Here is a 25,171-nt window from a genome sequence, read left to right on the forward strand (position 1 = left end):
AAAGGTAATTTCATTCACAATCTGTCCTTTAGAAGAAAAAGGAGCGCCAACCCATATCACGGAAAAGCGCTCCTTTTCTTGAACAAATATTGATTTTTTCCTTTTAGCTTCATATGTATTTCACTCAAACGGGAACAGATAAACTGCATAGTTGAAGACATTGGTAAAACCTATATTTTGAGCGATTGCATTAGAGGCCTTGTTTGCCTCCTCACAATCCCAGTATGGAATTATATTATTGCTCATACCATCTTTTACAACATCATGGGCAATCTTTTGAGCTAACTTATTCCCTTGATGAGCCTTTAACGTTTCTATATCTATACTGTGCATATTTTCAAATACAAATCCCGACAAACATACACTCACAATCTTATGATTGTAGGCAATACAATAGCCAATTCCCCTGTTATAAAAACTTTCGGGGGAAGACCAAAACTCTAATATTTTTGATCGTACAAATTCAATGTTATCAAATGAATGATCGTTGTTTTCATACAGAGCTTTATTTATTTTTAAAACTTTATATTCTGATCCAATTGAAGGATTATTCTTTTCCCTATAATTACTTTGTTGCAAATCGTATACTCTTTGATTCGACATTTTCAATGGACGATGTTCAAAAATTTTTTCTATAGTCTTATTCCATCTTTGATGATTACCAATTCCTATAAAATAATTTGCTTAAAGTTTCTTTGCTTCAGGAGTTATTATTTTATCAATAAAATCGTTTATACAATTATTAAATAAATTATTGTCTTCATCGCCAATAAAGAAAAAACCGTCATTATTATCTAACCAAATAAGTCCAGTTTTAGGAGAATCGCTATTATCTACAAATATACGCCCAGGATTTACTCCTTTAATTACTGCTTTAACTTCTAAATTACCTTTTTCATTTATTAAACTTTTACATTTATAAAAATCGCTCGTGTTAAGTTCAGTAATCAATAGTGAACATCCTTCCCCAAGTCTTAATTCAGCTTTTCACAATAAGAAATTCTCTTTGTTAGACTAAACTCCCCATATTAGTTCTGCAAGCAAACATTCTTGTTGGCTTTTTAAAGAATTCAAGATAAGCTCCCGATTGCTGATTAAAATTTCCTGACATAGTTCCACCATTTTATAACAGGGAGTTTTGAAAAAGGGAAATGGTGGTAACTAATGTTGATAAAGTACCACAAAATGTTAAAGTGATGATTTTTCGTTTATTTTGCTCTTTTGAAGGTTTAATCAGTTCATAAACCGCTGCGATCCATATAAATATGGATACTAGGATTACAAAACTCATAGTCATATTTAATACACCCATTCTTAATTTACTTAATTATTTGTTCTACAATCTGACTACTATGTATGAATCTGGCACGATATTTTATTTCGGAAATGCTCACGATTGCTGAACAGTCGAAATTAAAGATGTATTTCTTATTGGATTTGCACGACAATCATTCTTTTTTATTCTCTATTTGTTTCAAATATAAATAAAGACCATAATCTGTCGGAACAGAAGCATAGCCTATCTGTCTTAACATAGCAGTGATATTACCACGGTGATAGGTTCCATGGTTCACAACATGGGGCACTTGCTCAAACACACTTGTTTCCATCAAGTCACCATTCGGGTTTTCAATCACGAGCGGTTTGTCTGTGTTTTCAATTTCACTTAGGAACATCTTGTATCGTTCTGACAGCTTAAGAAACATCGCTTCCATTTCTTCTATTCCCTTTGACACTGTTTCCCCTTTTAGTTGCTCTTGCAGCCTTAATGAATAATCCATACTTTTACCAGAAAACACCTCTATCCACCCAAGATCAGAAAGATAAACATGGGCTAGAACATGAGATATGGATGGAAATACACTATGAACTTCTTGACGATAAACATCTTTGGGCAACTCCTTTAGTCGATTGAAAATTTGTCTATTTGCCCATTCGTTATAATCATACAGTTGTAATTCAAGATGCGCCATTTAAACTTCTTCCTTTCATGTTTGATATAACACCCTCGATCCATTTTAACGAATTTCCGAGAAAGGTCTCCCTCCCTCAAAGAATGTGAAGGGCAATAGCCCAATCAGTAGATGGGAGATGAATTTCGGTTGGCGTTAGCCAAAACTTGTGCTAAAATACAAACAAACGTTCTTTCATAACTAGATAGATGAGGTTGAGTAGAGTAATTAGAGCGAAAACCAAGCCCCTTCTACTCGTAAAATATCTAAGGTACGTTAGTAACATTTCGTATCAATAGGGTCGGAATGCCCCGAATTCACACTCGTTGGGAACGTATAAGACTTGCTTACAAGCGATGTTGGCGGAAACGAGAAGCTCCCACTTCAAGCGTTAGCTAAGTGGTGAGTAGTTCACTTGTCTAAAGTCTGCATTAGAGTGTGAAAATATTTCGTGTCACCCGTATTAAAGTAGTTATACCACGCCTCAAGGGTATCATCAGAAAATACATCTAATTTCTCTAATACAATTTTAGCGAAAAGCAAACCGCTTGCTGAACTTCCCGTAATTAACTCACTATCTGCAATTGCTTTCACATCTTTATAATAGTGCTCCCCTTTATAATTTGGACATACCATTTTAAGAAATTCAAGACTATTGCTAGTGTGAATGCGTCCATCCAACATCCCGGCTTCGGCAAGAGTAGTTGTTGCTCCACATATTGCAGCGACTGTTGCCCCACATTCTAATAATTCGCTCGCCTTTTCAATAATCGGAGTATGCTTCTGCTCATCCCAAGTATCTGCGCCAGGTAACAATAAAACTGATGAAGACTCAGCAATAATTTCATCAACAGTGATATCAGGCGTAACTGTTATACCACCCATCGTTGTTATGGCTTCCTTTGTAGGAGCCACAGTTTTCACAGAAACATGGGGACTCTGCTTTTTAAAGTATCGTCTGGAATGAAGTTCTGCCGTCACATATCCAAGTTCCCAATCTGATAGTGTATCCAACACGTAATAATAAACGTTAATCACTATATCCATCTCCTTGCCAGCCATAGCTTTCGATCTTTGTCTATAATCGGTATTCCAGAACTTACAGGTTCTATTATTCAAGCGTTTTTATGACTGGTGTTCTATGAAATGCTACAATATACCAAATTACATTGACGACTATCGCGGTGATACAAAGAATAATCACCCCTATTAAATCAGAAGCACCTCACAACCCTGATAATTTTGTATTTTCTAACAATGTGACCCTCTTTTAGTTATACGTAGTCAATATGAATTAGTTTCACGTATTTGGTAATTTAGTAAAACAAAATATACCTCTTCATTTATATGGATCTTTTCATAAAGAAAGAGCGCTGATTCCTGATGAAGAATCGCGCCCTTGTGGAGTAGTTACTTATTTTCGCAAAATATTTATTAAACCGACGTCCTATTTGTTTAATAGAATTTCGATATCCTCCCCAGCCTCAAAAAGCATATTACTTTTCTTTTAACATTGAATACTTTCGATTGGCTTTATAGAAACTTCTACCAAAGAAAACAACCAGAATTGCGGGGGACAACTTTAAAAGGACAAATGGAGTTTCAAATATAAGTGCCTTCCAAAATAATGCACCTTTCATACTCCAAAGACCATCAAAATATAATCCCGCATCAGAATCCATGTAAAGCATATAAGAAAATGCCAAGCACAGCATACCCAACATAAATGAATAGCCCATTAATCTTTTATAATAATTACCCTTTGATTGGCGGTCCGAGAAGATTTCACTTTGACCATCATCTTCTTTTTGCCAGTACCGTATTCCACCCAGCCAGTACCCCTTCATATAGATCCAACCAAAATCTTCATATATCCCTTTGTATTCCATGAACTTTTTCTTTGGTAAAAAGTCTTGATAATCCAGTCGCATAACATATCTTTTGTCAGTTTTTTTGAAAGTGTAAATTCCTAATCCACTAATATTTGTACAACGATAGCCTTTTTGTAATTGCTCGTTCAGCCATTGCTCTTCTTTTTCAATATTAAAAAACACGTTAAACTTCTTCATTTAATTCACTCCCTTCGTACAAAGATAAAATATGCGATAGCCTTTCTTGTTCCATTTTTAAAATGGCGCTTCCTTCTGTAGTTATCATATAAATTTTTCTCCGCCCCGAATTTCCAACAGCTTCAATCCAACCATGTTTATTCAAGTTTTCAATTGCACCGTATAATGTACCGGCCGCTAAATTAACAGTACCATTACTTAATTTCTCTATCTTCTGCATTACGGCATAGCCGTGGAGTGGCTCGCGCAGAGCTAATAAAATATAATGCATGGTTTCAGACAACGGCAATAATTTATGTTTCATACTTTCACCCTCTATCCAGTTCAACTATATAGTTTGACTTTATAATAATGTAATACAGTTCAACTGAATAGTCAACAGGACTTTTTGATTCGTATAAAGAACTTTAAAATTAAATCTAAAAAAGTCGATTCCTTTATGTTGGGAAATCGACTTTTTGTGTAATCTAATTCAATTAAATAGCTCTTATGAGCAAGACGAGCGCGCACCCTTATTCGATAACTTAGCCAGATTGCTTAACAAACCTTTTTATAAACGAAACTCATACATTTACCTACATGAGAGTTATTTTACGCTACAAAACAGATTTGATGTGTAATAATAAAACGTTCAAAGCGATGACGGCATTGAGCGTTGATTGAAGGTTTCGACTCTCTCTATCACGTATTGTGTCTTAAATTTAAGCTCCTTCTAGTAGTATCACTTATTCAAAAGACTCCGCCACTGTAAGCAGATCATCTTTTGATAAGTCCTCTACATTCCCTTTCAACTCATACGTGATCGATCCGTGCTTCCAAATCAATCGTTGAGTCTCGCCTTCGTTTCCAGCATATTGTCCCGTTTGATCCCCGATCGAAACCTCTTCCGTCTCTAAGTCCTGATAGGAGATTTCGCCATCCTTAATGGTTTTCAATTCCAACGTTTCATTCGTTTCAGAATGAAAAATGAATGTTAATAAGGTATCTTTTTGCTCCATAATTCCGGGTTCTATTTCTACACCATCAACTTCAAAAGGCATGACAGTCGGATACTTAGGCTGATAGGCTTCATCTCCGGTCCGACTTACCAACCTAGAACGATCGTATTCAAATAGTCCCTCTTCTATTTCAACGGCCGTATCGAAAGCGTTCGATAATGATTTAATATCAATGTAGCGGATTTGAGTAATTTTACCCTCTTCGTTTGTGTTCACTCTCCCACTAACATCCGCTGATTGACCATTGCTTACATCGACTTGAATCTCAAAATCATAAGCGTTTTTTGTATCTTCGCTCTGCTCGATGCTCATATTACCAATATCCATGTTAACATCATTTCCATACGCCTTTTGGTGAAAGCTGTTAAGTAGATTGGTCTTCACCGCATGATCCATATACTCTTCCGTAAAGTAAGGTTCGAATTGGGTCATGTAATAGTTTATAATCTCTTCATAATTATCCTTTTCATAAAGCTGTGTTAACTCTTCATCAGGTCCTGAAAACATTTGCTCCAATACCTTTGTCACATCATCCTTTGTAGTATTTTCCTTTTTCGTATCCTCACCAGAAGACTGTGTAGATGTGCAACCGGCGGTTATAAAGATCGTGATAGCAATAAATATAATTTTTTTGATCATAAGACAACCTCCGTTTAACTTCTTTACTACGTGTACGATTACGTACTGTCTTCCGTTTCAAAAATTGGCAATTTTCAATGAAATCCCCCATGTCCAGAAGACTTGAAAATGAGGCTCTCAGGTCCTATAATCCGTTATGCCTGACAGGAAGCGAGGGTTATTAAAAGAAGATATCATATCTAATGAAGTAGCGAAAAAACTAAATGAGATCACCAATAAGCTTGTGGATATAGTTACATTTCTTTAAAAGAATCCCCCCCTTTTCATCTGGCAGTAGGAGTAGGTTATTCCATTTTAGCGCTCTATTCAAGAATAAGCGCTTTGGCTTATAGCCGAAACGCTACACTTTATTTTGTCATTTTAGATACTCTATTCACAGCAAAAAACAATAGCAACATCGAAAATACACCAAATAGTAACCAGTAACTATTATTGACAACCGCTAATGTTATTCCAATGGCTGCTGACAAAATTGATGTTAGTTGAAACACCAACCATTTGGTGTCTTTTATTACCAGCCAGTTCATTACTATACCCCCCTAAGAATTCTAAACACTATTTTGCTAAGAATAAGCGCCAGTTACTTCAACATTAATACTTCTTTTCAACAACCACTCAGCGACATTTTTTCAAACAGCAATAAAAAGTTATAAATCGCTTAAATTCCATACCAATAAAACCAAAGATATTATTGCCATCAATGTAATGGAAATAAAGGAAACAATTTTAAAATTTCTCTTTGAATTCGGTATTACTAACCCCATAGAAAACGCCCCACCTACAATCACTACAATAAAGGCAAATTGCGATATTTCACTTGGAAAGTAAAAAAGACCGATTATCAATGCTGCAGTAACTACCAAGAGGTTTAATATTATACGCATTTTTATTTTATCTTCCATTTGAATCTCCCAAAATAAATAATTATATCATTAAAAGTTTCCATCATAGAAAGCTGTTACTGTGCATGCTTGGCACAAATGCTAAATATAATCTTTACCTAATTATCCCGTAAAGACATCCTCGTCAGGATAACGGATTTTCTGTTTTTCAACCCGGGCAAGTGATAATACAACAGATAAAGGCCCTACAAGACCTATATACATCATAAACATGATGACTAATTTACCGACCGTACTTAAGCTTGGTGTAATCCCTGTTGATAAGCCAACTGTTCCAAAAGCAGACATTACTTCGAATAATAATGTAATAAAGGGTTTATTTTCTGTAATAGACAGGGTGAATATCGCTACAAATATGAAAAAAAGACTGGTCACTACAATGGCTTGGGCCCGATATACAACCCTAACCTTAATGTTCCTATTTAATAGAATAGGGCTAGTTTTTTTATGCTTTAAATAAGTTCCAACAGCAAACAAAATGATAATAAAAGTAGTCAATTTTATACCGCCAGCAGTCGAGATACTGCCTGCTCCGATAAACATTAACATGGAGATAAACAAAAGTGTAGCTTCTTCCAACTCCCCTATTGGGACTGTGTTGAATCCTGCCGTCCTTGGAGCGATTCCTTGAAAATACGATGCCCATAACCGTTCACTGTCAGATAAGTTTCCCAATGTTTCAGGGTTGTCTACTTCTAGGATAAAGAAAGTTATAATTGCAATGATATTGATCACTACTGTCCCAATCACCATAAGCTTTGTGTGAAGGGTTAGTGCACGAAATGTTTTTTTAGACCACAGATCAGTTAACACTGTAAAGCCTAATCCGCCTAATACAAACATTAAAGTAATGATGATATTAACTCCAGGGTCTCCAACGTAGTCACTAAGACTATCCGGCCAAAGGGCGAATCCAGCATTATTAAATGAAGATACAATATGAAAAAGACTATAATATACTCCTTTCCAAAAACCCATCTCTGGAACCCATCGTAAGGATAGCAGCATGACACCAACTGCCTCAATGGTTAAAGAGACAACTGTTATTCGCTTCACTAGTCGAATTATTCCACCAAGGGAAGTTTGCAATCGTTCTTGTATTAAAACACGTTGTGTCAAACCAATCTTCTTTCCAAAGAAAATGAAAATAAGGATAGAGAACGTCAAAAAACCAAGACCGCCAATTTGAATCAAGGCTAAAATAACAAGTTCACCAAACAATGTATATGCTGTCCCTGTATCCACTACCCATAGGCCTGTCACGGTTACAGCAGAGGCCGAGGTGAAAAACGCGTCAACCCAACTGACAGTCATCGTTGTAGCAATGGGCAGCTTTAATAATACCCCACCCAATAAAATTAAAAGTAAAAACCCTAGTGCGATAAAAAGTGGTGGGTTTAATTGTAGATTTCTAAACTGTTTTTTAACTGTTTCTCTTAAACCATTCAGTTTCCCTCTCTCCTTTCCTCTTTACCACCTCCAAGTTTTAAAATCTTAGTCATTGTCTAACATGTTATTTCGAAATCGTTTAATGTCAGCATCTGCACCCATGATAATGATAAGGTCCCCTTTATATAAAAGTTTATCTGGTTCCGGGGAAACATCGATTTCTTTATTTCTCTTAATAGCTAAAATATTTATGCCATAGTTTGCACGCACATCTAAGTCGGCAAGGGATTTACCTATCATTTTTTCACCTATGACGACCTCTACCACACTGTACTCATCCGATAATTCGATATAATCCAACACGCTAGAGGAAATAATATGATTAGCCACACGTCTTCCCATATCTCTTTCAGGATGAACCACATTGTCGGCCCCAATTTTTTGCAGTATTCTCCCGTGGTAGTCAGTAATAGCCTTTGCCGTTACTTTTGGAACACCCAACTCTTTAAGAATAAGTGTTGTTAATAGGCTAGCCTGAATGTCGTCCCCAATGGCAACAATGGCATGATCAATGTTTCTAACGCCTATACTTCGTAACATATTTTGCTCTGTTGTGTTAGCGATGACGGCGTATGTTACGATGTCTGCATATTCATTTACAACTTCCTCATTCTTATCAATAGCTAAGACCTCTTGACCTTGCTCATTTAATGTACGACAAATACTCCCTCCGAATCGGCCAAGACCGATGACTGCATATTGTTTTGCCATGATGACTTCTCCTTTTGTTAAATTTCGTAAAGGCTAATTATCCAAAGTAAGGAAAATAAAAAGCCGTGAAAGAATGCCTTTTCACGGCTTTTGGAGATAGTATATAAAGACATACGAATCCAATTTCATTCTTCCCTTTACACGCTTATGAGGTTAGCTGTCGGATTCGGATGCAAAGAGTCACCCTACTGACGAGAAGATACCTCGTCAGATTCACCCCAAGTAGCCTGTTATGGCTACGTGAATTGGGTCCCCCACCTTCCTTAATAGGAAGTTAAGCGATCATGCATTATTTAATTAGCTTGAATGTATTTTACTCCTAGAGGTTATGAAAGTAAATAGCTGATAGAAAACTTAAATAAACTAAAAATGTGTTTGGTACACCTAGAGTATCTCGGCAATTTTATTTACTTCCCCACTCTTTGAATAAATTTAAGTATTATGATATTACGGTTACTGAGTGTATAGGCATCAAAGAGGTTTTCCTCTACAGGATATTAGGGAGGTAATGTAAATGACCACTAGGACTCAAATCCGGAAAAACCTCAATCCATCCTTGATCGGCATTCTTATCATATCTTGATTTCAAATCATAAATAAGCACACCTTTTTCACCTTCATCCTTTACTAATCTGATTTCACTTTTATTGTTTTCCCCGTTCTCTCCAGCAACTTTCATAACCCATGGGAAAGCAAATACAAGCAGGCTTTGGCCTCTATGGGGTCTCACCAGTATTTTTAAAAAATCATACGCTAAGAAACTAAAAAGCCTAATTTTTCAATGTTGCAATCGAAAAATTAGGCTTTTATTCTTCACAATCGCGTCCGTTTGTTAACTGTTAAGGGTTAAACCCCTCTTAGAGACCACCTTAAAATTACTATTTAAAGCTTCTTCTAATAACAATGTTAATTATGTCAAAGAATCAACTTTGCACCAATCACCTATGACGGTAATTTGTAAATTATTTATAACTTTGCTCTTCATATTAATGTTTGGATTTAGCAACATAGTTCCATTTTGAGACAATTTATTTACTTTTGACCTTGAAATGCCAAATATTTCTGCTATTAGTTTATCTATTCTAAGACCAAAATTATATTTACAGCAAATTCTAATAGTAACCTCGTTAGATAGTGAATTGAGCTTTTCTTTTCTTAACTCGTATCGTATATCTGTATTTACATCATTACATAGTTTTCTTAATTTGGTGATTTGAAAAGCATAGTACCAAATTGTCTCTTTATCATTATTCATAAACTTTTGAATTAGCATAGAATCAATTTTATTAATATTTACTCTCGATAAAATAGGGTAATTCCAAGTCCCCTCACAATGTGTACAGTTATAAATAAGCCAAATATCGACTATTTTCTGATTCGCATTAACCCTGAATTTCTCACTACAATAAAATTCTGTGTTCGTTTTACATTTACTACAATTTCGTTTTATATAAGGTGTTTCCTGAGCAATGATCTCATAAGTGAATAAATTATTAATACTCATACACCAGTTCCTCCTATTTATTCAGAGGAACGCAAAACACGATTGAATGGAGAAAGTTTTCCCATTAAAAAACGGAATACCTTACAGGTATCCCGCTGGAATTAAATAACTATCCTGCGTTCCCTGTAATGGCTAAAAATAGACACACTTCTCCCGTCATTGAACAATAATGTTCAAAAAAAGAGATGCACCATTTAGTTGCTAAACCATTACAAGTATGTTGGCAAATTCAATTCCACCTTCCGTGTTTCTCCTATATATTAGTATACCATTATTATGCTTTAGATCAATAATTACCACTGTTTTTAAAATAATTCAGGAGTATTACTGTTGGCTTGCTCTTCCCATTCTGCATACTCCCGGGGTTTTTTACCCCTCCCCTCGAAAAGGTGAAGTAAGAGGACTTTCGATAAATAAATCCTTATCAATATAAAGCTTTTGAAACTTTTTTAAAAGCTGCGTTTCCCTGCCCAAGCTCCTTGCATTTTACTTAGGAATACAATTTGCCCAATATGATATGCGTTGTGCAATGCTAAACTCTTCAGTTCAAGCACTAACGAATTATCTTCTCCTGGGACCTGTCTATACAAATCTTCATGTTCTGATTCTGCTAGTATTTTTCCAAGTTCACGATGAACATAAAAGTATTCTTGTTTTGTTTTCTTCCAATTTTCTAACGTCTCAGTTGGTAATCGAAATGTATCTTCATTAACTTCTGCCTGGGGTTCATTCGCTGTTTCACCAAGAAATCGCATCAGGTATCTCTTTTCATAGAAAAGTAAATGACAAACTAATTCCCAAATGGAATTCATTGTCCTATCAGCTGGTTTCCAAATTGCCTGTTCAAAAGTGATATCCTCTAGCGCTTTTTCAAGTGGTGGAAACCAGTCTTGTTCATCTAAGCAACTTGCCCATTGTTGTAACAAAAGTGTCTTTACATCCATTTTTTTCCCTCCAATTTAATCCTTAGGTAATCCCTTTGGTCAAAATTCATTTGCGGCGTTTTGTTCTTGGATAACTTACAATTTCAAGATGAACCATCTAATTACCTTCTTTACTCCACAATCTGGCGTAATATGTAAGATCGGGCGCTTACCTTTTTCAAGATAAGCGCCCGATCATTTAACAATTTTGCTTTACTTACTTTCGTTAATCACATAATAGCAATTTGCAAAAAAGAAATCCCAAACCCGCAATACTTGCAGGTTTGGGATTTTATTTTGAAGAATTTTGAAATTAGTAAACACCGTTGTTACTTGGCCAAGTTAAAACAAGCCACTTTCTTTTCCGTCATCGATTCAATCGCAAACCTAACCCCTTCACGACCGATACCTGAACCTTTCATACCGCCAAACGGCATCGCATCGACGCGGTAGTCACTGCTGTCATTGACGATCACACCGCCGACATCCAACTTTTCAATAGCTTCGTGAGCTTTGTCGATGTTCGGGGTGAAAATACCTGCTTGCAGGCCAAAGTTCACTGAATTAGACTGCTGGATGGCTTCTTCTAAGTCCTCTACGGGAAAGAGGGAAACGACAGGGGCGAATGCTTCTTCATAGGCGATCTTAGCGTGTTTAGGAACATTGGTTAAGACCGTCGGGGTGTAATAAGCGCCCTGGCGCTCGCCCCCGCACAGAATTTCTGCTCCATCTTCAACGGCTTCATTCACCCACTGTTCGATTCGTTTTGCTTCTTCTTCGCTGATCATCGGCCCCATGTCGGTGGATTCAGAACGTTTATCGCCCATATTCAGCTGATTTGTTTGGTGAACGAACTGTTCAGTAAACCTATCGAACACGTCTTTTTCAATAAAAACGCGCTGAACTCCGATACAGTTTTGCCCGGCAGCTGCGAATGAGCCGCTGACTGTATTCTCTACGGCGCTTTCGAGATCAGCATCGTTCAACACAATGACGGGGCAGTTTGAGCCTAGTTCCATTCGCAGCTTTTTCACGCCCGTTTTTTCGGTGATTTGTTCACCGGTTTCAAGACCTCCGGTAAAGGAGATCATTCCTACGTCAGGATGCTTGACGAGCGGATCGCCAAGTTCGCTTCCTTTTCCCGTCACAACGGAGAGCAATGGCGATGGCAGACCTGCCTCAAGCAAGGCTTCTCCTAAATAAAGCGCGCTCAACGGGGTGACTTTTGTCGGCTTGACGACCACGGCGTTTCCAGAGGCAAGTGCCGGACCAACCTTATGAGCTACCAGGTTTAATGGATCATTAAAGGCCGTAATCGCACCCACGACGCCGACTGGAAAATGAGTATAATAGCCAACACGGTTCTCACTTCCAGGCACCTGGTCGAAGGAAATCGTTTCGCCCTGAATTCTGCGCGCTTCTTCTGCGCTGATTTTCAGGATTTGAATCGTTCTGTCTACTTCATCCCGTGCTTCGTTGATCGTCTTGCTTCCTTCGCGGGCTATGATGGTCGCGAACGTTTCTTTTTGTTCGTTGACGTTATCCGCTGCTCGGTTTAAGATCTCAATGCGTTTATGAACGGGAAGTCTCCTCTTTTGATCTATTTCCTGTTTGGCCCGTTCAATCGCTTCTTCCATATCACTCGCTGAAGCAGCCGGGACGGTATCAATCAGGCTGTTATCGCCTGGATCACGAACTTCAATGGTCTCATCTTTCTCTTTCCATTCTCCGGCAATTAACATCTTTTGACCTGTTACACCTGTTGTCATACTGTGTTCACCTCATTTCATAGATTCGTGTTTGGTTGATATTGATTAAATCAGTTAACAGAGAAAAGCCAGTTTCAATCCGTCCGGCACCTGCACCTGTGACCGTAACCGGACCGGACAAATCGCATTCGTAGGTAATCGCATTAGCGGCTCCCATCACGGAAGCGAGCGATTCATCCAAGGAAAGCTTTTCCGGTTTAACGGATGCCTGGACCTTACCATCTTGCTGGGTAATTCTTGCAAGCAGCTTCCACCGCTTCCCTTCTGACTTCGCTTCTTCAATATCTTCCGCTGTAAGATCCGTCATTCCCTGGCATTCCACCTCATCTTTTACCAGAGGTACATCCATCACAACATTGGCTAAAATAACCACCTTATACAAAATGTCATGACCTTCCACATCACTTGTTGGATCAGCTTCTGCATAACCATGGTCCTGTGCCTGTGCTAATGCGTCGTCATACGTCATGTCTTCTTCCATTTTTGATAAAATGAAATTGGTTGTCCCGTTGAGGATCCCGCGGATTTCACGGATGTTATTTCCTGAAAGCGAAACAGCGGGCATCCGCAGTGTCGGCGTTCCGCTCATTACCGTGCCTTCAAATCCCCATCCGACGCCATTTTCCTCTGCCAGGGATGACAATTCTTTGTATTGAAGGGCAACTGGACCTTTATTTGTGGTGATGAGATTCTTCTTATTTTTAAAAGCTTCCCGGCAATGATCGATCGCGGGCTGGCCCGTTTCCACATCCGTAGGGGTCACTTCCACAATCGTATCCGCGTTTGTCTCCCTAATCGTTTGCAGACTGTCCCACCCTCTGATTAAGCCAGGATGTTCAGGATAATTCTCTAGACTGTTATCCTCATTGACTACATCAAGCAACGTCTGAAGATTTAATCCTTCTGGGTGATAGATCGAACCCAAGTTCAAATCTGAAATCGCCACAATCTCTGCATCTAAGCCAACTTGATTCGCCAGCATGTCTTGCTTATCAAGCAGAATTTCCGCTAATCCACTACCGACAACACCGAATCCGACAAACGCCAGCTTATGCGTCACTTGTCGTCACCTCCTGATTTTGATCTTCCAACTCATAGTCACCTGACAAATACCTGAGGGCCGTTTCCGCTAAAATCGCTGCACCATAAGGCAGGCATGCTTCGTCGATATCAAACTCCGGGGTGTGTAAATTACGCTGCTTGTCATCAGAATTTTTGCAGCCAAGGAAAAACATCGCCCCAGGCATCTCCTCGGTTACTATGCTAAAGTCCTCGCCGCCAAGCCCAAACGGCCCTTCATACACTTGAAACGATGGATAAAGATCTTGCATCGTCTGCTTCAGCCATGTATTCACCTGCGGGTCATTTTGAAGAGCAGGCTCACCATGAGTAATCTCCACGTCCGCTTCCCCGCCGAGCGGTTCCACGACGGAAAAAGCTTTCTCCACCTCGTCGACAAGAAATTTTCTTACCTCAGGACTGTAACTTCGCAGTGTCCCTTCTACTTCCACTTCAGTTGGAATCACATTGGTTGAGGTTCCTCCTTGGACTTTGCCAATGGTTACAACGCCTGACTCGAGCGGAGATATTTTTCGTGAAACAATGCCGTATAAGGCTTGCATGGCTGGACCGAGCATCCAGATCGGATCCTGACATTGCTGCGGGTATGCTCCATGCCCGCCGCTTCCACGAATCTTTCCTTTGAACATATCGATATTCGCCATGCTGTGCCCATCACTCACTTGTGCTTCGCCTACTTCTCGCCACGGGCACATATGAAGGGCAAAAGCAGCGTCCGCCTCACTTAGCACGTCGTCCTTGACCACGTAACTGGACCCGGTACGCCCGTCCTCATCAGGTACTTCTTCTGCTGGCTGGAACAGGAGCTTCACTGTCCCTTTGTATTCATTATTGTTAAAAGTTTCGCCTAACAGTTGAGCTACACCGAGTAAAATCGCTGTATGTGCATCGTGGCCGCAGGCATGCATGACACCATCATTCTCAGAACGATAATCCTGTGAACTCTGTTCCTCAATTGGCAGAGCATCCATGTCAGCTCGTACCGCAATCGTCGGCCCGTCTCCGTTAGAAAATGTCGCCAGCACTCCGGTTCCGGCAATTCCTGTTTCAATGTCAATTCCGTCGATTTGTTTCAATTTTTCTTCCACAAAGGATGATGTCTCCTGTTCTTGAAAACTGAGTTCAGGATTCTGATGGATGTGTCGTCTCCATTCTATGAGTTCATCCGAAAGCTCGTCGGCACGTTCAGTGATAGAAGTACTACCAGCCAATTGGATCACCTTCCTTACGAGTTCGTATATTCCGGTTGTTTTTCAGAAAGCTTCTTAAAGGCTTGATCGAGATCAGCGATTAAGTCTTCAGTGTTTTCCACTCCTGTGGAATAACGAATCAACCCTTCAGGAATTCCCATGGCTTTACGCTCTTCAGCCGAACTTTCCACATGACTTGATGTTCTCGGTATGCTCGCAATGGTTTCGACGGCACCTAAATTGGCCGCCAAGTGTGCATGGTTAAGGGTTGGCAGAAATTCACGGACCGCATCAAGTCCGCCTTTTAGTGAAAAGCTGAGCATGCTGCCGAAGCCATCCATTTGCTGAGTTGCGATGTCATGGCCCTGATGGGAAGGGAGTCCTGGATAAAAGACATCCTCAACAAGCGGCTGCTTCTCTAAATAATGGGCAATTTTTTGGGCGCTCCATTCTTGCTGTTTAAGGCGGATATCAAGTGTTTTCATGCCGCGAAGCAGCAAGTACGCGGACATAGGTTCAAGTGTTGAACCGTTAATTTCGCGAAAGTGATACACTTTATCGACGAGTTCTTTAGGTCCGCACACGACCCCGCCAAGCGCATCGGCATGGCCTCCGAGAAATTTTGTGGCACTGTGAATCACAAGATCAGCTCCGAGAGCCAATGGATGCTGATTGATCGGCGTGGCAAATGTGTTGTCAACGATTACTAATGCATCGACACGCTTGGCCGCTGCGATCAGCCTGTTCAGATCAACAATTTTTAACGTTGGATTCGTCGGGGACTCTAAATAGAGGATGTTACAACCTTTTTCAACCTCCCGCTCTATGGCTTCAAAGTCAGTTGTATCGCAAAGCTCCACATCCACATTAAATTTTGGCAAAAACTCCGAGAAAATTTTATTGGTGCCGCCGTACGTATCTTTGATGGACACGACACGATCACCTGAGGAGAGCAAAGCAAAGAGTGTATTACTGATAGCTGACATGCCCGTTGAAGAGGAGGTCGCGGCCTCTGCATCTTCCAGCTGACGAATTTTTTCCTCAAACGCATCAACCGTTGGATTTGTATTTCTCGCATAAATATGCCCTTCTCGTTTATTTAAGGCCACGTCATACCAATCATCAATGTCGCTATAACCAAAGGAAACACTGTGAACAACAGGAACTTGTGTTGCGCCTTGCAGTAAATAGCGGTCTTCACCAGCCCAAACAGACTCTGTTCCATAATCCCATTGATTAGTCATCATTTATTCCTCCCTTGATTCTTTATTTATCTCTTAAGAAGAAGTCGCCTTTTTGCCTTCCTTAATAATCAGTTCACGCGGGTAATTGGCAAGGGTTTCACAGCCATCCTCCGTAACGACGAACGTTTCACTGAATTCAACTCCGCAGTCCTGTTCCCAGAGCCCTGGGATCAGATGAAACGTCATATTCGGCTGCAGGACGGTTTCATTTCCCTGACGGATACTCGCTGTATGCTCGCTCCAGTTCGGCGGATAACTTAAGCCGATGGAATAGCCGAGTCTGTCATATTTTTCAAACCCATGCTTCTTGATTGTCTCACTCCATACCATGGCTATATCTCCGCACGTTTTACCAGGTTTGACGGCAGCGAGCGCCTCGTTAATCCCTTCATGGACAGCGTCTGCCAGGCGCTTCTCCCTTGAAGTTGGCTGTCCGAGCTTGATCGTTCTTGCAAGCGGGGAATGATAACGTTTATGAACTCCAGCCAGTTCAAGTGTGACAATCTCATCTCCTTGAAAAGCTGTTCCATCCCACGTCAAATGAGGGCTCGACGTTTTAACCCCTGACAGCAATAACGGCACAATCGATGGATAATCTCCGTCAACCCCTTCTGCCCCATTAATTTGGGCATGGTAGATGTCAGCCGCGACTTCATTTTCACTTACCCCTTCACGAATTGCGTTGATGCCGATTTCCATCGCATGTTCAGCATTCGCCGCAGCATTTCTCATGTATTGTAATTCTTGCTGCGATTTAATCATCCGCACGTTGGGGACTAGTGTTGTGGCATCTATGAAACTAGCATCTGGCAACGAACCTTTAAAGTTTTCATAAATCATGGCTGAAAAATAATAACTGCCCAACTCTACCCCGATGCGCCGCTGATCCTGGTTTAGTTTTTTAAACACGTTGGTAATCACATCCATCGGGTGTTTCGTGTTCGAATGAAGATAGTCGTCCGTATAATGATAGATGCGATCATCATCCAGCCATGTCGTTAGTTTGGCACCATTCGCATCCTCCCTTCTGCCAATCCAAATTGGCTGATCATGCTCTGTAATGACAATTAAGGCTTGCACAACGTAGAAAGAATACGCATTATAACCAGATAGGTAATTGATATTGGATGGATTGGAGACCAACAGAACATCCACCCCTTGTTCGTCCATTCGGGTTTTCACCTGACTAAGTCTTTGGTGATATTCTTCTAAGTTAAATAATTGTTGCACAGTGAACCCCCTCCTTCCTTTAACAATTTATGGTTCTGTTCCCACAATGGCGGGGGAATAAAACGTGGCCCTTTTGATAATTCTTTTGTAAAAATGGTCCCATAGAGATTGTGAACAGTGCTCACGCAAAAGCCCCCTGCCTCTTTTCATGAGAAGCAGGGGGCTTAAAAAGTCGATTTAAACTTTTTAGTTTATAGCTCTTGCGAAGTAGGTCGAACGATCAATTCATTGACAGATACATCGCCTGGTTCTGCCACGGCATAACGAATTGCCCGAGCCATGGAATCAGGATGAATCGCTTGTTTGTAAAGCTCGTCCACACCCTGTTTGACCTCGTTGTCAGTTATAGTTTCGGTTAATTCGGTATCGATCGCACCAGGAGAAAGAATCGTCGTGCGAATATTGTTCGCCGCTTCCTCTTTTCTCAGTCCTTCGGTAATGGCACGGACAGCAAACTTACTTCCGCTGTAGACCGCACTCCCTGGAAAGACCTCATGACCCGCGACAGATGAGATATTAATGATATGGCCGGTTTTTCGTTCACGCATGTGCGGCAGTACCGCAGCGATGCCATACAGCACGCCTTTAATATTGACGTCAATCATACGATCCCACTCGTCGGTCTTCAGCTTATGCAGCAGCGACTGTGGCATTAACCCGGCGTTATTCACCATCACATCAATTTTTCCGTACGTATCCAGCGCAAAACGCCCCAGTTCCTGCATTTGTTCCTCAGAAACGACGTCCGTCACTTTGTATTGAGCCTCTCCACCTTCGTTTTCGATGGCCTTTTGTAATTCCTGAAGCCGTTCTTCACGCCGTGCGGCCAGGACAAGTTTGGCACCATGACTAGCCAGTTCCTTCGCAGTTGATTCTCCAATGCCGCTGGACGCACCCGTTAAGACGACAACTTTTCCTTCGATATGGTTAGGCATTTTCAAAAACACACCTTTCTCTAATAATACTGACCGGGAAGTGTTGCGATCACCCGGCATGCAATGTACTAATTTTGAAGTGAAACAGGGCATACGATCTTTTTCCAGCCCCACATGTTTCGTTTTTCCACAACGGTCGACATCTAAAACATACCCTGTGCTGTATATTTCAGAAAAACTTCCCGTGGGAATAAGAACATTATGACCTTTCGTTTTGGACCATGGAACAATAAAACGCCATTGTGAGCAGCCAATGTATAAAACAAGCAACCCGGAAAGCCCTTATGGTAAAGGGTTTTCCGGGCTGCTTAAATTAAACTGTATGAAGACGTGCTCCTCTGGAGGTCCACTTACTTTCTAGCCAGGCACATAATGCCACTGACAAAGAACGGTAATATGGCCAGTAGTCCTAAGAATGTTGAAAAAACCGTACTACCCAAGGCTGAGAAAAACACGAAACCTATGGCAGCTACCCCGAGGAATAATGTTAGCACAACAGATAGGATAGCAGCCGATAGAAAGAGAGCACCAGCTGCTTTAGGACTTTTCTTTTTTACTAAAAAACTTGTACCCGTAATTCCCAAAATCAAGCCAGCTGCAGGCAAAACCGTGACAAGAATAACAAGCAGAGAAATCAATACGACCATGAAAATAACGGGAAATGAGACTCCTGGTTGTAGGGTGGATTCATACATACTGGGGAATATAGAAAATAATGATGGAAAAATACCGATTAAAGCGGACGCATATAACACACTGCCTAAAATACCCAGTACAATTTCAGTCGTCCTATCCATCCACGACTCCCCCTTTCCTTGATCACTTCTATTTTTCTATGAAAAAGCATACCAATATTTTCATTATATTGAAACTAAAAATTAAACATAAATTCATTAAGAGCGACTCCTAACTCTCGAATCGAGACGGCAACATAAAAAGCATCCTGCCCTTCTTAGAAAAACAGGATGCTTAAATCTCATCATCTTAATCTTACTTGCCAGAAAGATTCTTAAATTGCGGGGCATGCTCCCTGGCAAACGCAATGATTTGTTGATAGGTTTCTGGCGCAAAATCCTTTTTCGCCGGTGTGTACAGCTGAGCTGTGTCTTCATCTATTAACTTAATTATCGAACCACCGCGAACATACAAAGTCACATATAGAAAAGGATTTTCCAAGCTATTTTCAAAAAGGAAGTCCTGAGGAAAGTCTGCTGTAATCAAAAGGCGGTCCTCTACTTGATTTAAGGAAAGTTGACTATTAAATTCTAGATTTTTTACTTCGTTGAGAAACAACATACTGCACTCCTTTATTTTCGACTTTTTCTCCGTGTGACTATCCTTATTTCACGTACACCGATGATATTCTTTTTTTCAAAAGAAAATCGTCGTGTACTAACTCCGAGTGTACCATCAAACTTTTAAGATAATGTAAATTTTCCGGTGACGAGTTTGTGACACCAGTGAAATTGACCAGAACCTATATAGATGAACCAACACTTTTTACACTAGGGAACAATCCCGGGGAGTTAGAGGACAATCTTCTCCGCTAGGGTACAATCCCGAGGAGTTAAAGGACAATCTTCTCCGTTAGGGAGCAATCCAGGAGTTAGAGGACAATCCTTTCCGCTAAGGAACAATTCCGAGGAGTTAGAGGACAATCTTTTCCGCTAGGGTACAATCCCGAGGAGTTAGAGGACAATCTTCTCCGTTAGGGAGCAATCCCGAGGAGTTAGAGGACAATCTTCTCCGTTAAGGAACAATTCCGAGGAGTTAGAGGACAATCTTTTCCGCTAGGGAACAATCCCGAGGAGTTAGAGGACAATCTTCTCCGTTAGGGAGCAATCCCCTCGAGTTAGAGGACAATCCTCAACCATTAAGGAACAATTAATTCAGATCCTCGAAAATCAGACAGCCCTTCTTCTAAACATTCAAACCTCCCGTACTCCTTCAAGAACTTCAACCCGACACTTCCAACCGGACCATTCCGCTGCTTCATGAGCAAAACCTCCACACGATTCTTGAGCTGCGAATCTCTGTTATAGTAATCATCCCGATACAGAAAGCTGACTACATCTGCGTCTTGCTCAATGTTGCCGGACTCCCTCAAGTCAGACAGCATCGGGCGTTTATCCTGGCGCTGTTCCACATTTCTGGACAACTGTGACAGCAGCACGATCGGTACGTTCAGTTCGCGGGCGAGCAGCTTCAGTTCTCGTGTGATCGCTCCAACTTCCAAATCGCGGCGTTCGAAGCGGCCTTTTGCCGTCAATAGTTGCAAGTAATCGATGATCACCATATGGTTACGGCCGGCTTTATCGTCCTGCATAGCTTGACGAACGCTTGCCCGGATATCATGAACAGTTCGCGCCTGTTCATGAATGTTGAGCGACCAGCGGGCGATCTCCCCAATCGATTTCAGCGCTTGTGCATAATCTTTATTGGAAAAACTCATCGAGCGCCACTTTTGCCCATCGACCGCGGCTTCCATCGAGATAATCCGCTGCAGCAGTGATTTGACGCCCATCTCTAAGCTGAACAGGTGAACCGCTCCTCCTGCTCGACAATGGTGGGTGGCCAGATTCAAGGCGAAGGCCGTTTTTCCCATGGATGGGCGGGCGGCGACGATGATTAAATCGCCTCGCTGCGCCCCGCCTGTCATCTGGTCGAGTTGTATGTAGCCAGTGGAAAAACCGGTTTGCCCGCCTTCGGGTGGAAGGGCCATCCCTTGAGCGATTTCGATCAAGTGCTCATACACAGTTGTCCGGCCCTGTTCGAATCCAATCTGACGCAGTTCATCCAGGCGCCCCATCAGCTGATCAAGAGATTGATCTGTAGGATTGCCGGCGTACTTTAATGCCAAATCCTTCGTCTTTCGATTTCGATAAGCATCTAGCACCAGCCGCTGGTCATGCTTAAATGTGGCAGTGGTCGGAACCGATTCAGCCAGGGACAGCAAGTACTGAACGCCGCCGAGACGCCCTACCCGCTCTCCTAATTCAGTCGTGACCGTTACAATCGTGACTGGCTGCTCTGCCGCATCTACCTTTTTAATCGCTTGAAAAATTTCCTGATGATTACGGTTCTCAAAATGTACAGCCAGCAGAAACACATCTTTAACGAGAGTCCCTTCTTGCAGGATCGCTCCAAGTACCGCCTGTTCCGCTTCATGATTACGAATCATGTGACATCTCCTCCACCAGTTGCTGCAGCTGCTTTTGAAAACGCTGCTTCGTTTCCGGCGTTACGTTCGCCGCTTCCTGCTCCCATTGCCGCATTTTATCCAGGTACGTGTTTTCCTCCGGCGGATACACCGCGATTTCCGCAAGGGTCGGTGGAAAAACGTTTCGCGCTGCAAAGGCTGACAATTTTTTCATCACACCAGGAAAGTCCATTTCCATCAACTCGGGAATCAGCATGTCCGCTACCCTTTCTGTAATCTCGATTTTATTTGGGTACAGTTCACTCATCGTTTCCAGCACTTCTAACGCTTCTCTGTGATCCATTTGTCACCCTCCGCTCTCAGCTTGTCAAAAATACTCTGGTTCGCTGCTTTTTTCGACCGGCGGGTTGATCCTTTTTCCGATTCCAACATGTTAGCCGCCTCCACCGTCTTCACGCCGCGCTTTTCCCATTGCTTCAAAATCCCCTCGCAATACTGAAACAGCAGTTTATTCTGCTTGACGGCAATTTTCATAGATTCAAGCACCAGCTCATCCGACATTTCCTCACACCACTTCGTAATCGACTCCGCAATGAACGGCGTCAGCATGCCCATATTTTGTTCATAAAAAGAATGCGGTCCCCCTTCCGCCACTACTATTTGTTTCTGTTTCTTTTTCTGTTTAACTAATGGGCTCGTTTTATCGTATACATTGAGGTCCATTATGGCTTGCAAAGAGACCATTTGATAAGCCGCACTCAACCGCGATCCCCGCGGCCTGTGAATCAGGTAACCATGTTCCTTCAATTCATTTCGCGCCCGTTTGAAAGTTCCTTCGCTTAACCCCGCTTTAGCACGAACCACCCACGAGGCAACCGTAAATTCTTCCTTCCAATCGCATTGATTGTTCACGCTCATTAACGCATGCCACAACGATATGGCGGAGCCCGATAACGGCGTTTGTTCTAATTTTTTATAAAAAGCATTGATTTCTTTGATGTAGTTCATTTAATAGCTCTCCTCTTTCTGCAATGAAATCATTTGATACGTCGGGATCTCTTTCGGCTCACCCGCAATATGGATAATGTAACCTTTCTCCCTTAACTCCCGCCGTGCCTTCTTGAACGTGCTCTCTCCTAACCCGGATTTGATACATAACACCAATGCTCCTACTTTGAACTCCTTACGCGCACCCGATTTATGGTGGAAGTACAACATCGCGTGCCACAAGCTCGCGGCAGATGCCGAAATTGGTTTAAGCTCCACCTGCTCATAGAATGCCTGAATTTCTTTTACATAGTTCATCTTGGTTTCCTCCTTGATTTTTCTTGTGGAAGGGTTTTTTGCCTCACAAAAATTCCCCCTTCATGATCTATAATCGGATGTGCTCCGCGTGTGGTGTCAAAAACTCACCATTATTTTTTCCTCCAAGAAAATACTTGCCACACACGGTGAGAAATGTGAGCCAAGCTAGTTTGAAAAGGAAAATGGTATGCAGCGAAGGGCAGATGTAAGAATCGATTATGGACACAGATGGGGCTTCGTTTTCTCCTTAATCGCCTTTCTCGCACGCTTCACTGTAGCAGGACTGACCGATTCAGACAGCGCTATCTGTCCAACCGTACAGCCTTGAAGTGATAAGCGGAGAACACTTTTTTCAAAAGTAGTTAAAGCAGCATAATGGAAAATATCGTGGAAGGAAATCAAATCCATAATCGGATCTGGTGAAAAAGAACTGTCATATCGGCTCAGCATAGACAGCCGTGACAATTGAAACTTTTGCTTGCGAAACAGGGACTTGAAGTAGAAAGTGAGCTGGTTTGTAAAATACGTAGAAAAATTGGCCCGGGAAGGATCGAAGCTTTCCTTGCATGCCTCATAAATGAAAAAAGCTTCCTGGAGATAATCCTCATGAGGTTTCCTCACGTTTAGTTTGTGGAGGACTAAGTAGACAAGACGGTGGTAGTGTTCGTAGGGTTCGTTCAATTCTAGTTTCCATTTCTATTGGATATCCAATCACTGAATTTGTGCACCCCTTTATTATTACCTAAGAACTACAAAAATGGAATATTTATTTATAATTTTCTTCAATTTTTTAAAAATTAACCCAATTTATGACACCAAAACCCCTTTTCGACACGATAATAATTATGAAAAATCAAACCGAAAAGGTGGCTGGCCGTATGTCCATAGACTTCGAAGAGATTGTTGCACAACATAAACAGTTGATTTATTTCCATATCCACAAACTGCACATCAAAGATCGCAACGGAGATTTTTTTGCTGAAGGATTAGAAGCACTCTGGAAAGCATGTGAAAGCTACAATCCCGACATGGGAAAATTATCAACCTACATAAGCTGGAAAATCCGCAACGCCCTCATTGACGCCATCCGCAGAGAAGCAACCGCCTCAAAGTATGATCAACTCTATATCCAGGACCAGATCACCACCCCGCTGCACACAGAAGATCTCATCGAAGACCACTACCTGTGGGAGCAAGTCAAAGGAATATTGACGACAAATCAATGGAAATGGGTCTACTATTTTATCATCCAGGATTTGTCGGTGGAGCAGATTGCCAAGGTTGAAGGGGTGACGAGGGATGCTGTGAAGAATTGGGGACGTCATGCGAAGAAAAAGCTGCGCGGGTTATTGGAGGAAATCGGGGAGTTTTAAATCTACCATAATGAACTAAACATATTCATTTTGGTGGTAAATGAATATGTTTCCTTGCAAATGAGATAGTTAAAGAGAGTATAATTCAGGCAGATTGCTTCTGTCTCACCATGCGTTCGAAGTGTTCACCTCCAAATGAACGATATCAAAGAACAAATTAAATATGTGTGGAATAGATACGAACAAATTGGAAATAATGGTAACAACATGTTTGAATGAGGTGATCACTATGAAATGGAAAAAACTAATGTTTGGTTTACTCACAGCCATTCTATCCGCTGGGTTATTGACAGGGTGTGGCACTGCTAACGAAGAACAAGAGCCAACCCAAAATGAACAGCAGCCTACTGACCAAAACTACGAAGGCGGAAATAATGACGAACAAGAGCCGGATCCAACTGAAGAACCTTCCGAACAACAAAACCAAAACAATGATGAGCAAGAACCTGATCCGAGCGAAGAGCCTTCAGAGCAAAAAGACCAAGGTGACGATGAATTAGACGAAGAACAACATAACAATAACGAATAATGGCAAACTCAATCTATTGAAAAAAGGATGGTTTTCTTGAACAGAAGACCATCCTTTTTTGTGCTATATTTTTTGCTGATACCTTAACCCCACCAGCAACTATCTACCTCCATTTATTAAGCATTCACCAATCAATCTCCTTAGAGTACTCCAGTTCCAGGCTTATCTCTTTCGGAGAACAATTACACCGCTTGACTGACTTATAATCT

At 41.2% G+C, this 25,171-nt stretch carries 26 protein-coding genes, 1 pseudogene and 1 riboswitch; of the genes and pseudogenes, 2 read left to right on the forward strand and 25 right to left on the reverse strand.

Annotated elements, in window-relative coordinates; genetic code table 11:
* Window positions 1-120: 120 nt before the first annotated feature.
* The 25 genes and pseudogenes from G6R08_RS06755 to G6R08_RS06880 form a co-directional block, all read right to left on the reverse strand.
* Window positions 121-951 (reverse strand): annotated as a pseudogene (locus G6R08_RS06755) (GNAT family N-acetyltransferase).
* Between the two features lie 497 nt (window positions 952-1,448).
* Entirely contained in the window at window positions 1,449-1,973 is a 525-nt protein-coding gene (locus G6R08_RS06760) for a DinB family protein (protein ID WP_163527280.1), read from the reverse strand.
* A 390-nt stretch (window positions 1,974-2,363) separates the two neighbouring features.
* A complete protein-coding gene (locus G6R08_RS06765; protein ID WP_163527281.1) occupies window positions 2,364-2,990 on the reverse strand; it encodes a type 1 glutamine amidotransferase family protein in 627 nt (208 codons plus the stop codon).
* Between the two features lie 458 nt (window positions 2,991-3,448).
* Complete coding sequence (locus tag G6R08_RS06775) at window positions 3,449-4,021, reverse strand: DUF2812 domain-containing protein (RefSeq protein ID WP_163527283.1); 573 nt, start codon at window positions 4,019-4,021, stop codon at window positions 3,449-3,451.
* On the reverse strand, window positions 4,008-4,325 hold the full coding sequence (locus G6R08_RS06780; protein ID WP_163527284.1) for a PadR family transcriptional regulator: 318 nt from the start codon (window positions 4,323-4,325) through the stop codon (window positions 4,008-4,010). Before G6R08_RS06780 ends, G6R08_RS06775 begins: the two co-directional genes overlap by 14 nt.
* 421 nt (window positions 4,326-4,746) lie before the next feature.
* Window positions 4,747-5,658, reverse strand: a complete 912-nt coding sequence (locus G6R08_RS06785) for a DUF4367 domain-containing protein (RefSeq protein ID WP_163527285.1) — start codon at window positions 5,656-5,658, stop codon at window positions 4,747-4,749.
* Between the two features lie 347 nt (window positions 5,659-6,005).
* Window positions 6,006-6,185 (reverse strand): hypothetical protein, encoded by a 180-nt coding sequence (locus G6R08_RS06790; protein WP_163527286.1) that lies wholly within the window; start codon window positions 6,183-6,185, stop codon window positions 6,006-6,008.
* Window positions 6,186-6,305: 120 nt separating this feature from the next.
* Window positions 6,306-6,560 carry a hypothetical protein gene (locus G6R08_RS06795; protein WP_163527287.1) on the reverse strand — a complete coding sequence of 85 codons (255 nt, stop codon included), beginning with the start codon at window positions 6,558-6,560 and terminating at the stop codon, window positions 6,306-6,308.
* 102 nt (window positions 6,561-6,662) lie between these two features.
* Window positions 6,663-8,009, reverse strand: a complete 1,347-nt coding sequence (locus tag G6R08_RS06800) for a TrkH family potassium uptake protein (protein ID WP_163531165.1) — start codon at window positions 8,007-8,009, stop codon at window positions 6,663-6,665.
* A gap of 45 nt (window positions 8,010-8,054) precedes the next feature.
* A complete protein-coding gene (locus G6R08_RS06805) occupies window positions 8,055-8,720 on the reverse strand; it encodes a potassium channel family protein (protein WP_163527288.1) in 666 nt (221 codons plus the stop codon).
* A 126-nt stretch (window positions 8,721-8,846) separates the two neighbouring features.
* A riboswitch (cyclic di-AMP (ydaO/yuaA leader) is annotated at window positions 8,847-9,011 on the reverse strand.
* A gap of 619 nt (window positions 9,012-9,630) precedes the next feature.
* Window positions 9,631-10,224, reverse strand: coding sequence for a DUF1062 domain-containing protein (locus tag G6R08_RS06810; RefSeq protein ID WP_163527289.1), 594 nt, complete (start codon window positions 10,222-10,224; stop codon window positions 9,631-9,633).
* A 449-nt stretch (window positions 10,225-10,673) separates the two neighbouring features.
* A complete protein-coding gene (locus tag G6R08_RS06815) occupies window positions 10,674-11,168 on the reverse strand; it encodes a DinB family protein (RefSeq protein ID WP_163527290.1) in 495 nt (164 codons plus the stop codon).
* 308 nt (window positions 11,169-11,476) lie between these two features.
* Window positions 11,477-12,916 carry an aldehyde dehydrogenase family protein gene (locus tag G6R08_RS06820; RefSeq protein WP_163527291.1) on the reverse strand — a complete coding sequence of 480 codons (1,440 nt, stop codon included), beginning with the start codon at window positions 12,914-12,916 and terminating at the stop codon, window positions 11,477-11,479.
* Window positions 12,917-12,923: 7 nt separating this feature from the next.
* Complete coding sequence (locus tag G6R08_RS06825; protein ID WP_163527292.1) at window positions 12,924-13,976, reverse strand: homoserine dehydrogenase; 1,053 nt, start codon at window positions 13,974-13,976, stop codon at window positions 12,924-12,926.
* The gene (locus tag G6R08_RS06830; protein ID WP_163527293.1) at window positions 13,966-15,207 is read right to left on the reverse strand and encodes a M20 metallopeptidase family protein; all 1,242 of its coding nucleotides are present in this window, start codon (window positions 15,205-15,207) and stop codon (window positions 13,966-13,968) included. The genes G6R08_RS06825 and G6R08_RS06830 overlap by 11 nt, the downstream gene beginning before the upstream one ends.
* Before the next feature lie 14 nt (window positions 15,208-15,221).
* Window positions 15,222-16,430 (reverse strand): cystathionine gamma-synthase family protein, encoded by a 1,209-nt coding sequence (locus tag G6R08_RS06835; RefSeq protein ID WP_163531167.1) that lies wholly within the window; start codon window positions 16,428-16,430, stop codon window positions 15,222-15,224.
* A 33-nt stretch (window positions 16,431-16,463) separates the two neighbouring features.
* Window positions 16,464-17,660, reverse strand: a complete 1,197-nt coding sequence (locus G6R08_RS06840) for a M24 family metallopeptidase (RefSeq protein WP_163527294.1) — start codon at window positions 17,658-17,660, stop codon at window positions 16,464-16,466.
* 191 nt (window positions 17,661-17,851) lie between these two features.
* Window positions 17,852-18,595, reverse strand: a complete 744-nt coding sequence (locus tag G6R08_RS06845) for an SDR family oxidoreductase (protein WP_163531169.1) — start codon at window positions 18,593-18,595, stop codon at window positions 17,852-17,854.
* Window positions 18,596-18,945: 350 nt separating this feature from the next.
* The gene (locus G6R08_RS06850) at window positions 18,946-19,392 is read right to left on the reverse strand and encodes a hypothetical protein (RefSeq protein ID WP_163527295.1); all 447 of its coding nucleotides are present in this window, start codon (window positions 19,390-19,392) and stop codon (window positions 18,946-18,948) included.
* 193 nt (window positions 19,393-19,585) lie between these two features.
* Window positions 19,586-19,891, reverse strand: coding sequence for a hypothetical protein (locus G6R08_RS06855; protein ID WP_163527296.1), 306 nt, complete (start codon window positions 19,889-19,891; stop codon window positions 19,586-19,588).
* A gap of 577 nt (window positions 19,892-20,468) precedes the next feature.
* On the reverse strand, window positions 20,469-21,776 hold the full coding sequence (gene dnaB, locus G6R08_RS06860; RefSeq protein WP_163527297.1) for a replicative DNA helicase: 1,308 nt from the start codon (window positions 21,774-21,776) through the stop codon (window positions 20,469-20,471).
* Entirely contained in the window at window positions 21,766-22,098 is a 333-nt protein-coding gene (locus G6R08_RS06865) for a hypothetical protein (RefSeq protein ID WP_163527298.1), read from the reverse strand. The genes dnaB and G6R08_RS06865 overlap by 11 nt, the downstream gene beginning before the upstream one ends.
* Window positions 22,077-22,763: a DnaD domain-containing protein gene (locus G6R08_RS06870; RefSeq protein ID WP_163527299.1), complete on the reverse strand. Its 687-nt coding sequence runs from the start codon at window positions 22,761-22,763 to the stop codon at window positions 22,077-22,079. The genes G6R08_RS06865 and G6R08_RS06870 overlap by 22 nt, the downstream gene beginning before the upstream one ends.
* Window positions 22,764-23,060 (reverse strand): hypothetical protein, encoded by a 297-nt coding sequence (locus G6R08_RS06875; protein WP_163527300.1) that lies wholly within the window; start codon window positions 23,058-23,060, stop codon window positions 22,764-22,766.
* Between the two features lie 216 nt (window positions 23,061-23,276).
* A complete protein-coding gene (locus G6R08_RS06880; protein WP_163527301.1) occupies window positions 23,277-23,741 on the reverse strand; it encodes an RNA polymerase sigma factor in 465 nt (154 codons plus the stop codon).
* Between the two features lie 197 nt (window positions 23,742-23,938).
* Here G6R08_RS06880 and G6R08_RS06885 point away from each other — a divergent pair, with 197 nt between their 5' ends.
* Together G6R08_RS06885 and G6R08_RS06890 are read left to right on the forward strand one after the other, a co-directional pair.
* Window positions 23,939-24,433 (forward strand): sigma-70 family RNA polymerase sigma factor, encoded by a 495-nt coding sequence (locus G6R08_RS06885; RefSeq protein WP_163527302.1) that lies wholly within the window; start codon window positions 23,939-23,941, stop codon window positions 24,431-24,433.
* 229 nt (window positions 24,434-24,662) lie between these two features.
* Window positions 24,663-24,962: a hypothetical protein gene (locus tag G6R08_RS06890; protein ID WP_163527303.1), complete on the forward strand. Its 300-nt coding sequence runs from the start codon at window positions 24,663-24,665 to the stop codon at window positions 24,960-24,962.
* The last annotated feature ends 209 nt before the right edge of the window (window positions 24,963-25,171 follow it).

This window comes from Halobacillus ihumii (assembly GCF_902726645.1).
In the GTDB taxonomy this organism is placed as follows: domain Bacteria; phylum Bacillota; class Bacilli; order Bacillales; family Halobacillaceae; genus Halobacillus_A; species Halobacillus_A ihumii.